This window comes from Flavobacterium plurextorum (assembly GCF_002217395.1).
In the GTDB taxonomy this organism is placed as follows: domain Bacteria; phylum Bacteroidota; class Bacteroidia; order Flavobacteriales; family Flavobacteriaceae; genus Flavobacterium; species Flavobacterium plurextorum.
Genome location: NZ_MUHD01000021.1, coordinates 46,302 through 58,912, shown reverse-complemented (window position 1 = coordinate 58,912; position 12,611 = coordinate 46,302). Strand labels below are relative to the sequence as shown.

The window sequence follows — 12,611 nt, the reverse complement described above, 5'->3', positions numbered from 1 at the left end:
TAATACTGAAACCATTCGTTCACACGAATGGTTTTTTTATGCAAAATTGTAAGCGGATATTTTTTGTATTTTTGCTTTAAATTAGAACAAAATACAAGATGCATTTTATATCACAAGATCTAGAAGATTATATCGAACAACATTCTGAAAACGAACCAGAATTGCTGGCAAAACTCAATAAAGAAACTTACCAGAAAATACTTTTACCACGAATGCTGAGCGGTCATTTTCAAGGCCGCGTTTTAAGTATGCTCTCTAAATTGATCCGCCCGGTTAATATTCTTGAAATTGGAACTTACACGGGTTATGCCGCTTTATGCTTGTGTGAAGGAATGCAGGAAAACGGACAATTGCATACCATTGATATTAAAGAAGAATTAATCGATTTTCAGCGTAAGTATTTTGATGCATCTCCATGGGGAAACCAAATTTTTCAGCACTTAGGAGAAGCAATTGATATTATTCCGACTTTGGATATAAAGTTTGACTTAGTTTTTATTGATGCTGACAAAGAAAACTATCTTAATTATTGGGAAATGATCGTACCAAAAATGAACAAAGGCGGGATTATTTTATCAGATAATGTTTTATGGAGCGGTAAAGTACTAGAACCAGTTCATCCGAATGATGTGAGTACAAAAGTGCTTTTAGAATATAATCTACATTTAAAAAATGATCCAAGAGTAGAAACGGTTTTACTACCAATTCGCGACGGATTGACAGTGAGCAGAGTATTGTAGATTTTAAAATACTGAGATCCAAGGTTTTTTCTTTTCAAATTTTTAATCTATTTAGAATGAATCATTCAAATCAGATAAACAATGAAGGTTTTTCAATAATAAACAATGTTTATACCACTAATGAAATTGAAAAATTGATTTCATTAATTGAAAATGTCACCAAAAATGATTTTAATATTTCAACTTTTAGAAAATCGCAAGATTTGTTCGCGATCAGACAATTTCACAAAGAAATTCCAGAAACTTTAGACTTGATTTTCAATAAAAATTTAAATGAGATTATTAAATCTAATTTTGGAAAAGGATATTTCATAACCAAATCAATTTATTTCGACAAACCTGAAAAATCAAATTGGTTTGTCGCTTATCATCAAGATTTAACAATTTCTGTAGATAAGAAGATTGATGTTGAAAATTTCGAAAATTGGACTGTAAAGCAAAATCAATATGCGGTTCAGCCTCCACAAGAAATTTTAGAAAACAATTTCACAATCAGAATTCATATTGACAAAACCACAAAAGATAATGGCGCTTTAAAAGTCATCAATAATTCACATTCAAAAGGAATTTTAAGAATTGAAAATCTCAATTTTGAAAATGAAAAAGAAACAATATGTGAAGTCGAAAAAGGTGGCATTATGATAATGAAACCACTATTATTTCATGCTTCAAACAAAACCACAAACAACGAAAGAAGAAGGGTTATTCATATTGAATTTAGCAAACAAGAGCTTCCTTCAGAATTAGAATGGAGCGAGAAAACAACTCTACAAAATAATTAAGGTTCTAAGTTTTTCTCAAACAAAAACTTAGAACCTTAGTATCTTAGAAACTCAGAACCTTAAAAAACTATCCTGGGAAATATTGTGGTTTTAATCTTCGGTAAGCTAAATAAATTAAGAAACCAAAGAGAGCTCCAAAGAAATATCCTGTTAGAATATCACCTGGATAATGCAATCCTAAATAAATTCGGCTGTAAGCGAAAATTAAAGGCCATAAGAACAAGAAGCCTAAATACTTGAAATGGCGTTTTAAAACCAAATACAAGAAAGTGGCAACTGCCATTGTGTTTGCTGCGTGTCCCGAGAAAAAACTGAATGATTTTCTAACCTGAACAACTCTAATAATCGAATTGATATCAGGATTATTACAAGGACGTAAACGCTGAAATGTATGTTTGAATAAATTGGTAGTTTGATCTGTAAATGCAATTAAAATTGCAATAAAAAGTAATAAATACAAGGTTTGCTTCCCTCCTATTTTTTTATAAATAAGATAAAACATTAATAAAAATAATGGAGTCCAATACAATTGATTGGTAATAATCAGCCAAAGTTTATCATAAGTCTCAGAACCCAGTCCGTTTAGATATACTAATAAATTTACATCTAATTCTTGTATTTTTTCAAGCATATTACCTTTGACGTTTTACTGGTCCTGAAATTGAATCTATATCTTCTTTTACCTTATCGATTTCTGTTGCAGTATCTCCAAGCAGATTTCCAGTATCTCCTAATATATTTGATTTTGCATCATTTATCTGTGCATTGATATTACCTGTTATATCAGTCAAAGATTTTGTATCAAGACCATTGGCCTCTGCTCCTTTTTGAATTTCGCTTTTAATATCGTTGGTTGCATTTTTTAACTGAGCCATTGCCTTACCCATAGTACGTGCAATTTCGGGCACTTTATCAGAACCAAAAAGCATTAATACTATAAACAGTATGAAAATTAATTCTCCTCCTCCTATACCAAACATAACTTTTATTTTTGTGTGCCACAAAGATATTAAATTTTGCAGCGTGCCGTTTTAAAATTTCCTTAAAAAAAAAGACTCTTCTCAGAGTCTTTTAGGTTTATTCTTAGTCAAATTTTGACTTTTGTTCTACTTTTGGCCAAGAATTATTAGTTACATCAATATCTGCAGTTAATAATTTTGGATCTATTTGAATGCTTTTTATTGCTTTTGAAACTGCGTACACTTTCTTAGCTGTATCATTGTTTTTTCTCCAAATTTGTGCAGGATATTTGTAATTATCTTTTGTCCCGTCTTCATAAGTTATTTCAACAAGAATTGGCATAATCATACCTCCTGGCTTATTAAACTCAACTTCATAAAAATATTTAGGCGATTTTATACTTGCTTTTTCCTCAGCAGTAAATGTTTGATCAACATAATCTGCCAGTGGTTTAATGTCTTCAACATCTAATGCTTTTTTCTTAGAAGAATTTACTTCCGCATTATCTCCAGAAACTAAGTATACGAAAGGACCTTTTTCAAAACCAAAACGACCTTTTCTAACTTTTACATCTTTAATATCTGCCGTTGGAGTATCAGAAACATAATATTGCTTAACATCTTTAATTCCAATATCTACGAAATCAGTTGAATAAAACCAACCTCTAAAGAACCAATCTAGATCTACAGCCGAAGCATCTTCCATTGTTCTAAAGAAATCCTCAGGCGTCGGGTGTTTAAATTTCCATCTATTTGCATATGTTTTAAATGCATAATCAAACAACTCTCTTCCCATAACAACTTCTCTTAAAATATTAAGACCTGTTGCAGGTTTTCCGTAAGCGTTATTTCCAAACTGGTGAATTGTTTCAGAATTAGACATAATTGGCTCTAAAAACTTTTGATCGCCGCTCATGTAAGGAACAATATTTTTTGCAGGTCCGCGTCTTGAAGGAAACGTTGGATCTAATTCCTGCTCAGCCAAATATTCTAAAAAGGAATTTAAACCTTCATCCATCCAAGTCCATTGACGCTCATCTGAGTTTACAATCATTGGAAAAAAGTTGTGCCCAACTTCATGAATAACCACACCAATCATTCCGTTTTTAACCTCTTTACTAGTCACCCCATTTTCATCAGGACGCCCGTAATTCCAGCAAATCATCGGATATTCCATACCTTGATCTTCAGCAGAAACTGATACTGCTTTCGGGTAAGGATAATCAAAAGTATGCGCTGAATAACTTCTTAAAGTATGCGCAACTGTCATTGTAGAAGTTTCTCCCCAAAGCGGATTTGATTCTTTTGGATAAACAGACTCTGCCATTACAATTTTATTGTTCAATTTTACAGCCATCGCATCATAGATGAATTTTCTTGAAGATGCAATTCCGAAATCACGAACATTTTTAGCGCTGAATTTCCAAGTTTTTTTCTTTTCAGAAAAACCTTTTTCTGCTGCTTCAGCTTCAGCTTGTGTAACAATTACAACAGGTTTATCAAATGATTTTTGAGCCTGTTCGTAACGTTTAACTTGTTCTGCCGTAAAAACTTCACTTCTATTTGTTAATTCTCCAGTCGCATCAATTACGTGATCTGCAGGAACTGTAATATTTACATCAAAATTCCCAAAAGGCAGCGCAAATTCTCCGCTTCCCCAAAACTGCATATTCTGCCATCCTTCAACATCATTATAAACTGCCATTCTTGGATAAAACTGAGCAATTACATATAATTTATTCCCATCTTTTTCAAACAATTCATAACCTGAACGTCCACCTTCTTTTCTATAATTATTGATATTGTACCACCATTTTACTGAGAATACGATTTTCTCTCCTGGTTTTAAAGGTGAAACCAGATTAATCCGCATCATAGTTTCATTGATCGTATAAGACATTGGATTTCCCTTTGCATCTTTTACCTGCTCAATATTAAAACCACGTTCTAAATCTTTCTTTAAATATTTATTAGAAAAACCTTCAAGCGGTAAAACTTGATTGATTTTTTCACCTTCAGCCAATGAAGTCTGTGTATTAGCTTTAGCTTGGTTTTGATCTAATTGCACCCATAAATATTCTAAACTATCTGGCGAATTATTAGAATAAGTAATTGTTTCATAACCACTTAATTTTGATTTTTTATCGTCTAATTCAATATCAATCTTATAATCTGCCTGCTGCTGGTAATATGCCGGTCCAGGTGCACCAGATGCTGTACGAAACATATTTGGTGTTGCCAGCAAATCGTACATCTGACTAAACTTATTAGTATCGTATTTACCTTGTTGTCTTGGTGCTGTTCCTTTTTCCTGAGCAATTAACATAGCAGGAAAAATTAATAATAATGAAAGTTTTTTCATAAAAATTTAATGGTAATTATATCTGGGTGTGAAAATAATAATTAATATACTTATTTAACTTATAAATTAGTATTTTAACAATTCTTTCCTCGAAGACGGAGTAAAAAGCACACTCCTTTTAGTTCCAAATGCAGTTACATGTGTAATATTCTGCTGTTCTGCATTCCAATCAACCAAAACTGTGTTTACAATTTCGATCGTCTTAAACTTCTCAACATCTTTTATTTTGGAATAGCAAACCAAAACATCTCCTTCAACTTCTTTAGACAAAAAAGTGATTGGTTTTGCCTGTCCGTTTACTTTAATCGAAAAATTTTCGGAAAGGTATTTTTTAAGAAGATCTGCATCTGCAGGAGTTTCACGCTCTGTGCCTACAAATGTTTTTTTATGGTATTTTTTCTCCATACCATTATTCAAATCATCAATAAAAATTCGAGATGTAATCTGAATCATTTTCTTTTCTGCCGCATATTCAACCTGAAAAACACCTACATAAAACTTATGAAAGGCAAAAGCGGAAAGCGAAAGAAATAATATCCCTATTAAAGGATAAACGAACCTTTTTTTCATTACTGCGGAGAATTCACCTTTTTAAATTCCTTATTCTTATTGATCATAAAATCGATCAATTCAAATTTTTCTTCTGGCTTAAGATGCCTTTTAGATTCAGGATCATTAGAGCAATACATTAAAAACAAATCAATTTCATCCTGTTTCAAACCTAAAGTTTTTGTATAAAAATCTGGTTTAAAATTAGCTTTAGAATATTCTACAAAAGCAATATCAGATATCACTTCTTCTTTTACATCTTTATTTTTAGAAAGAAGTTTTTTTACATCCTTAAATATTCTAACGAAATCAGTTCCGTATTTAATTGTTTGATCAGAGTACATTACAGTATTCTTTGCTGTAGACTGCTTATCATCTTCAAACTGCATATCGACAAGAGTCTGTGAGTTTCCGCCTTGAAAAGCTTTAACTTTTAAATCTTTTCGAACTAAAACTTCTTTCAATTCATTACTTACCAAATCTAATGGCACTGAAAAAAGAATTTGAGAACAGTCTTTCTCTGTTAAAACAATTTTCTTTGATTGAAAAGCTAAACCAGTAAACAACAGCGTATCTTTAGGTCTTGCCATAATATCAAACAACCCGCCAGAACCAATAAATGTTCTAATTTTAGCATTTACATTCATAACATAACCGCTTTCTATAGCAAGCGATCCATTAACAACCTGACCATGCAAAGAGGTTCTTGGATTATTTTGACCAAACATTACTTGACAAAACAAGCAGATAACAACAATTGTAATTTTATTTTTCATTTTCAAGGATTATAAGATATTTACGAGCTAAATCAGTAATTAAAAACATGCTCATTGTTTTATTCTTAGTATTCAAAGATACGGCAAATTCAGTATCATCTACACAAAATAATTGAAATCCTCTAATATCATTAATAGGGATTTTTAATCTTTCAGTATAATAGTTCTCATCAAAAAGATATTCTATTTTTCTAAAAAGCATCTCTTTTTTCTCAACACTTATCTCCTTTTTCAGCATTGCAGTCCGTCCCGAAATCCCATTTAATATTTTATCCACCGAGGTTGAAGTTGCCGTATAAACTTTCCTTTCTGCCGGCGTATACGTTTTTTGTCCATGAGGTACAATTCCTAAATTTTCAGCCGTAATACCGTAATTATCATTTACAACAACTTCTTTTAATTCAATTTCTTTTGCTGTCATTTTAATCGAAAGCAAACTCAAACTAAGATCACCATTTGTAATCCGACGTTTTACAGGATCTAAATTTACTGCCGAAAACACCAAAACATCTCCTTCTTTTACCGAAATTGAAAAACGCCCATCATCATCAGAAACAGTCGCAATCTGCGTATTATTATTAATAACATTTACACCGCCGATTGGAGTAGATTGTTCAAATATTTGCCCCAAAATTACTTTTCCATTGCTGTTTTGCCCAAAACAAATTTGAACAAAGCACATAAAAAAGATTATATATAAAGTATTACTTAAGTTCACTTGCTATTATTTCTTTGTATTTTACAGCCAGCTCGTTTATTAAAAACTCCAGCTTAGACTTCTCTTTGCTTCTCAAAAGAGAAACGACTTCTTCATTCTCAACAAGGTAATATTTAAAATCTGTAACATATTCAGAAGAAACACCTAAACGATCCACAAAATAAGCCTGTTCAAATAAATATCCCAGTTGTACTATACTGACTTCCTTCTTCTCGACTTCAATATTCTTTTTCAAGTTTTTAGTCCGTCCAATTATTTTATTTAAAATAGGATCAAGAGGCATTGAACCTCCTAATAATCCTAAAAGAGAAATAGGCTTAAAATCCCCGGCAACAGCCAATTTTCTTTCAGCAGCGGTATATTTCTTTTGATTTTTCGAAACGATTCCAAGATTCACAGCATTTATATGAGCATATTTATTCACGACAACTTCACTCAATTCTGTCTGCTTTGTTTTCATTTTAATTTGTATCGAAGCCAAACTAAAATCGGTATTTGTAATTCGGTATTTTTGAGACTCCAAATTTATAGCCGAAAAAACTAAAACATCTCCTTCTTTTACTTTTATAGAAAATTTTCCATCGGCATTAGAAACAGATGTTACCTGAGTCGCGATATTAATAATATTTACTCCTTCAACCGAAATAGACGGTTCTAAAATTTGCCCCGAAATTTCTTTCGAAACCGTTTCTTGTCCAAAACTTATTTGAACAAACAATATAAGAAGCAAACTACTATTTGTTTTCACCCGCGATTATCTCTTTGTATTTTACTGCCAGCTCACCTAACAAAAACTCAACAGAAGTTTTGTTTTTCGAATTCAAAATAGCCGTAAATTTTTCATTATCTACAGCATAATATTCAAACCCTTTTACATAGTCAAGCGGAATTTTCAATCTATTAATAAAATGATCCATACTAAACATATTCTCTAAAAGCCTCATAAAAGCTTCTTTCTTCTCGACAGCGACTTCTTTTTTAAGCATTGCTGTGCGGCCCGAAAGAAAATTTATTAAAGGATCTGCAGTCAAACCACCTCCTGGAGCTTTTAAATCCGTTGCTGTATGCAATTTCCTTTCGGCTACTGTATACCTTTTTTGCCCCTCAGGAACAATCCCTAAAGAAACAGCATTTATTCTATCGTATCTCTTTACAACTACTTCCTGCAGCTGATTCATCACCATATTCATTTTTACCGTAAAGTTTAAATCTGTAAAATTAGCCACAGACAGTGAGACTCTATTTTCTTTAAATTGTATAGATGAAAAAACAAGCGTATCATCGGCTTTTGCCATAATCGAAAAAGCACCAGAAGCATCTGTAGTAGTCATTGCTTCTGTTTGCGCATTTACAACATAAACTCCTTCTAAATCATTGGTATTAGCAATGATTTTTCCATTCAAAACAGAGCGTTCTTGATTTTGAGACCATACATTTTGACTCATAACAGCAACAAAAAAACATACAACTTTTGTGATCAAAATAAAAAATCTTAGAATTTTATTAAAAAGGTAAAAATATCCTAATGTATTCCAAATTTAATATTAATGAGTTGGTAAAAATATGTTAATTAACCAAAGTTAAACACATGCAGAAAGCTAGATTTTTAATACCTTTAACATACAAAACCAGAGTTTAAAAATTATGAAAAGCATTATCATTGCAAGCACCTCTACTTTACACGAAGGCAGCTATTTAGAATACTTATTACCTACATTGCAAGTACATTTTAAAAACTGTAAAAGCATATTATTTATTCCGTATGCACGTCCAGGCGGAATTTCTCATGACGAATACACGCAAAAAGCTGCACAGGCTTTTGCTTCAATCAATATAAAACTGCAAGGAATTCACGAATTTGAAAGTCCTGAAAGCGCCTTAAAAAATGCTGAAGGAATATTTACAGGCGGAGGAAATACTTTTTTACTTGTTACGCAATTGTACAAAAACAACATTATGCAATTGCTTGCCGAAACTGTAAAAAACGGAACTCCATATCTTGGAACAAGCGCCGGAAGCAACATTTGCGGGCTGTCTATGCAGACAACTAACGACATGCCTATTATTTATCCGCCAAGTTTTCAAACTTTAGGATTAATTCCATTCAACCTAAATCCGCATTATTTGGATCCCGATTTAAACTCTAAACACATGGGTGAAACACGCGAAACAAGAATAAAAGAATTTCATGCTTTTAATTCGATTCCGGTTTTAGGCTTAAGAGAAGGCAGCTGGCTGGAAGTAAAAGGCGAAAAAATAACTTTAAAAGGAAGTTTACAAGCGCGTTTATTTTTACAAAACGAAACGCCGACAGAACTAGAAACTGAAAGCGACTTAAGTAATTTAAAGTAAAAAATTAAATATTTTAAATTCCAGATTCCAAAACTAAAGGAATAAATATAAAATTGGGATTTGGAATTTAAAGTATTGAATTTACATTTAGCTTAAAAACAAAAAAGCCTCAAACAATGTTTGAGGCTTTTGAAGAGCGAAAGACGAGGCTCGAACTCGCGACAACCAGCTTGGAAGGCTGGAGCTCTACCAACTGAGCTACTTTCGCATTAACAGGGTGCAAATATAAACAATTAAATCATTCTAAAAAATAAAAATCAAAAAATTATTTAATTTTGGTAAAAAAACCGAAACGATTAAATTTCGGTTTTTTAGAGCGAAAGACGAGGCTCGAACTCGCGACAACCAGCTTGGAAGGCTGGAGCTCTACCAACTGAGCTACTTTCGCATTACTGTGGTGCAAATATAGAAAATAAGTTAAGTTCAAAACAAGCTTTTTCGCAAAAAAAATCAACTAAAATCAACATTTATTTATAACACATTTAAAATTAAAAAGTTATAAAAACAATTATTTTTCAAAAATCATGAATATCATCAAAGAAATCCCCTCAAAAGAAACCTATATTGTCCGCCAACCAGTTTTAAGAAATGGAAAACCCATAGAAAGCTGCATCTTTGAAGGAGACGATTTAGAAACGACTCATCACTTTGGCTTGTTTCAAAACGAAAATTTAACAGGAATTATTTCATTATTCACTCAATCCAACCCTATATTTGCCGAAAATTTACAGGGTCAAATTCGCGGCATGGCAATTTTAGAGAATCACCAAAAAAAAGGATTCGGAGAAGCTTTAGTAAAACATTGCGAAGACTATTGCAAACAAAACAAAGTTGATTTGATTTGGTTTAACGCCAGAACCGCAGCGGTAGGTTTTTACAAAAGAATGAACTACGAAGTTCTTGGCGAACCATTTGAAATAAAAGATGTTGGAGAACATTATTTGATGTTTAAAAAAATATAGAATGAAAAAATTTTACCTTTTATTAGTATTATGCAGTTTGATTAGTTGTAAAAAAGACACTCCTAAAATCATACCTGTTGTTGTAAAAAAAGCTCCAGCAATCATACTTACTGATGAAAGAACAGTACAAATTGATACTGCACTAATTGGTACTTTTAAAAGTGAAACTTTAAAACAATTCTACAACTCTTCTGAAAACAAAACGGTTTGGGGAAATCTAAAAAAGAGAAATTATATCCTATCGCAATTAGAAAAGTCAGATGAATTAGGATTAAATCCTGAAGACTATAAAGTATCTAAATTAAAAAAGTTCGAAAGCAAAATCGGCTCTCTGAGCGATTCTGACTTGGCTGCTTATGATATATTACTGACTTATAACTTTGAAAAATATTTAAATCATCTTTACAAAGGCAAACTTGATCCTAAAAAAATATATACTGATTGGGATTTAGATCAGAAAACTTTTGATGTAAATAATGTCCTAATTAAAGCTTTTAATAAAGATAAATTAGACAGCATTGTCGACAACATTCAGCCAAAATCGCAAACTTATAAGCAGCTGTTACAGGCATTGAAAATCATTAAAACTTTTCCAGATGACGAAATAAAAAATATTCAATCTCTTGAAAAAATCACTTTAAACGACACAAATTCTGCTTTAATAAACATAAAGAAAAGGCTTTTATTCTGGAATGATATGTCAGGAAAAGACAGTCTTACAAACATTTACAATCAAAAGACATTTGAATCAGTCAAAAAATTCCAAGAAAGACACGGACTGGCTCCTGATGGAGTTATAGGACAAGGAACTATAAATGCTTTAAACTATTCTAAAGAAAAAAGAAGGCAACAAATTATTGTCAATTTAGAGCGATGGAGATGGTTCCCTACTGATTTAGCCGAAGAATATTTCATTATCAACATTCCAAATTACAGTTTAGATGTTGTCGAGAATCAAGACACTATTTTATCAAGAAATATTGTTGTTGGAACAAGCAAAAGAAAAACACCAATTATTACCTCTATACTAAAAACAGTTGTTTTTAATCCGACATGGACCGTTCCTCCAACAATTCTAAAGGAAGATGTGGTTCCGGCAATGAAACGCAATCGAAACTATTTGGCTAATAAAAGCATTACTATTTATGATACTGCCGGAAATAAAGTAGAACCAACGGCGTGGAACGAAAACAAACCTAACAACTATCGTTATATTCAAAGTCCTGGATACAATAATTCATTAGGATTAATGAAAATTTTATTCCCAAACCGCCATAGTGTTTATCTGCACGATACAAACCATCGAAATTACTTTGGAAGAAACAATCGTTCCTTAAGCTCTGGCTGCATCCGTGTTGAAAATCCACTGGAATTAGCAGAGCATATTCTGGATGATTCTGAAAAGTTTTCAAAAGAAAAAATTGATACTATAATTGCTTCCAAAAAAACAACTAGCGCAAGAATTACTAAAAAATATGCATTATATCAATGGTATTGGACTGCTTGGAGCAAAAAAAATCAGCTCATTTTTAGAGCTGATATTTATAATCTAGATTCAGATTTGTACGCTAAACTAAGAAATTAGCCTCTCCTCCATCGTAAAACTTCTTGATGGGTGATAGATATACAAACATGATTTATCTTTTATCGTTTCAATTATCTCATCTGTCAATTCAACCGGAAGAGCAGGACAACCTTGGCTTCTTCCTAACCTTTTATGATCTCTAATAAAAGATTCCGAAACATAATCAGCTCCATGCATCACCACTCCTCTTTCGCGAGCATTGTCATTCAAACCTCTTTCTAAACCATCTAAACGTAATGAAGCTCCATGTTTTCCTCGGTAAATTTCACCTGTAGCATAAAACCCTAAGCTGCTTTTAAATGATGAATTTATATTTGAAAATGCCGATGCAAATTCTTCACCAGTATTTCTACCATGTGCAACTAACGAATTGAACAGAATTTTATTCGTTGTCATATCAATCACCCACAAACGTTTGGTGTTTGATGACAAACTAAAGTCAATTAATGTTAAAATGTTTTTTTGAACAATCCCTCTTTCCTTTAAAAGATAAAAACCTTTTAAAGCTTCTGTAAAAGTTTTAAGTTCTGGAACATTAAAATTGTTAGTATCTAATGTTTTATAAATACTTTCGATTTTTGCATCAACTGTAAGGTTCTTTTCAACCTTAGCAATGTTTTTATTCGTTGTATTCTTAAGTTCGGGTGTGTTTTTTGAATCTTCGCCAAAAGATAATAATAAAAACACAAGCAGTGGATAAATTTTGTAAATCATTGAATTTCTTTAGGTTAATAAAAAATCTGGGTATGGCAAAAATATAAATTATTTACAGTCGTCAAAATAGAAGCCTGAAAATCAAGCCTTTTTTATTCAAACTTTAACATAA

The 12,611-nt window shown here is 32.0% G+C and carries 14 protein-coding genes and 2 tRNA genes; 5 read left to right on the top strand and 11 right to left on the bottom strand.

Going from position 1 to position 12,611, the window contains the following annotated elements; genetic code table 11:
- Positions 1 to 98: 98 nt before the first annotated feature.
- Positions 99 to 740: an O-methyltransferase gene (locus B0A81_RS11815; RefSeq protein WP_089058226.1), complete on the top strand. Its 642-nt coding sequence runs from the start codon at positions 99 to 101 to the stop codon at positions 738 to 740.
- Between the two features lie 56 nt (positions 741 to 796).
- Positions 797 to 1,522: a phytanoyl-CoA dioxygenase family protein gene (locus B0A81_RS11810; RefSeq protein WP_089058225.1), complete on the top strand. Its 726-nt coding sequence runs from the start codon at positions 797 to 799 to the stop codon at positions 1,520 to 1,522.
- A gap of 67 nt (positions 1,523 to 1,589) precedes the next feature.
- Here the strand turns inward: B0A81_RS11810 and B0A81_RS11805 are convergent, their stop codons facing one another.
- The 8 genes from B0A81_RS11805 to B0A81_RS11770 all read right to left on the bottom strand — a co-directional run bounded on the left by B0A81_RS11805 (position 1,590) and on the right by B0A81_RS11770 (position 8,367).
- On the bottom strand, positions 1,590 to 2,153 hold the full coding sequence (locus tag B0A81_RS11805) for a phosphatase PAP2 family protein (protein ID WP_089058224.1): 564 nt from the start codon (positions 2,151 to 2,153) through the stop codon (positions 1,590 to 1,592).
- A gap of 1 nt (position 2,154) precedes the next feature.
- Positions 2,155 to 2,502: a Sec-independent protein translocase subunit TatA/TatB gene (locus B0A81_RS11800; protein ID WP_089058223.1), complete on the bottom strand. Its 348-nt coding sequence runs from the start codon at positions 2,500 to 2,502 to the stop codon at positions 2,155 to 2,157.
- Between the two features lie 103 nt (positions 2,503 to 2,605).
- Positions 2,606 to 4,843 (bottom strand): M1 family metallopeptidase, encoded by a 2,238-nt coding sequence (locus tag B0A81_RS11795; protein WP_089058222.1) that lies wholly within the window; start codon positions 4,841 to 4,843, stop codon positions 2,606 to 2,608.
- 66 nt (positions 4,844 to 4,909) lie between these two features.
- Positions 4,910 to 5,413: a DUF6702 family protein gene (locus tag B0A81_RS11790; RefSeq protein WP_089058221.1), complete on the bottom strand. Its 504-nt coding sequence runs from the start codon at positions 5,411 to 5,413 to the stop codon at positions 4,910 to 4,912.
- Positions 5,413 to 6,168, bottom strand: a complete 756-nt coding sequence (locus B0A81_RS11785) for a hypothetical protein (protein WP_089058318.1) — start codon at positions 6,166 to 6,168, stop codon at positions 5,413 to 5,415. The genes B0A81_RS11790 and B0A81_RS11785 overlap by 1 nt, the downstream gene beginning before the upstream one ends.
- Positions 6,158 to 6,850 (bottom strand): carboxypeptidase-like regulatory domain-containing protein, encoded by a 693-nt coding sequence (locus B0A81_RS11780; RefSeq protein WP_089058220.1) that lies wholly within the window; start codon positions 6,848 to 6,850, stop codon positions 6,158 to 6,160. The genes B0A81_RS11785 and B0A81_RS11780 overlap by 11 nt, the downstream gene beginning before the upstream one ends.
- A gap of 22 nt (positions 6,851 to 6,872) precedes the next feature.
- Positions 6,873 to 7,634 (bottom strand): carboxypeptidase-like regulatory domain-containing protein, encoded by a 762-nt coding sequence (locus B0A81_RS11775; RefSeq protein WP_244281401.1) that lies wholly within the window; start codon positions 7,632 to 7,634, stop codon positions 6,873 to 6,875.
- Positions 7,621 to 8,367, bottom strand: coding sequence for a carboxypeptidase-like regulatory domain-containing protein (locus B0A81_RS11770; protein WP_244281390.1), 747 nt, complete (start codon positions 8,365 to 8,367; stop codon positions 7,621 to 7,623). The genes B0A81_RS11775 and B0A81_RS11770 overlap by 14 nt, the downstream gene beginning before the upstream one ends.
- Positions 8,368 to 8,530: 163 nt before the next feature.
- On the opposite strand from B0A81_RS11770, the gene pepE reads away from it, so the two are divergent.
- On the top strand, positions 8,531 to 9,238 hold the full coding sequence (pepE, locus tag B0A81_RS11765) for a dipeptidase PepE (RefSeq protein ID WP_089058218.1): 708 nt from the start codon (positions 8,531 to 8,533) through the stop codon (positions 9,236 to 9,238).
- A gap of 135 nt (positions 9,239 to 9,373) precedes the next feature.
- Here pepE and B0A81_RS11760 read toward each other — a convergent pair.
- Positions 9,374 to 9,446, bottom strand: a tRNA-Gly gene (locus B0A81_RS11760).
- A 107-nt stretch (positions 9,447 to 9,553) separates the two neighbouring features.
- A tRNA-Gly gene (locus B0A81_RS11755) sits at positions 9,554 to 9,626 on the bottom strand.
- Between the two features lie 136 nt (positions 9,627 to 9,762).
- Between B0A81_RS11755 and B0A81_RS11750 the strand changes: the two genes are divergently transcribed.
- Both B0A81_RS11750 and B0A81_RS11745 read left to right on the top strand, forming a co-directional pair.
- A complete protein-coding gene (locus B0A81_RS11750) occupies positions 9,763 to 10,200 on the top strand; it encodes a GNAT family N-acetyltransferase (RefSeq protein WP_089058217.1) in 438 nt (145 codons plus the stop codon).
- A gap of 1 nt (position 10,201) precedes the next feature.
- The gene (locus tag B0A81_RS11745; RefSeq protein WP_089058216.1) at positions 10,202 to 11,785 is read left to right on the top strand and encodes a L,D-transpeptidase family protein; all 1,584 of its coding nucleotides are present in this window, start codon (positions 10,202 to 10,204) and stop codon (positions 11,783 to 11,785) included.
- Here the strand turns inward: B0A81_RS11745 and B0A81_RS11740 are convergent.
- On the bottom strand, positions 11,774 to 12,499 hold the full coding sequence (locus B0A81_RS11740; RefSeq protein WP_089058215.1) for a murein L,D-transpeptidase catalytic domain family protein: 726 nt from the start codon (positions 12,497 to 12,499) through the stop codon (positions 11,774 to 11,776). The two genes, B0A81_RS11745 and B0A81_RS11740, sit on opposite strands and share 12 nt — an antisense overlap.
- Positions 12,500 to 12,611 lie beyond the last annotated feature (112 nt).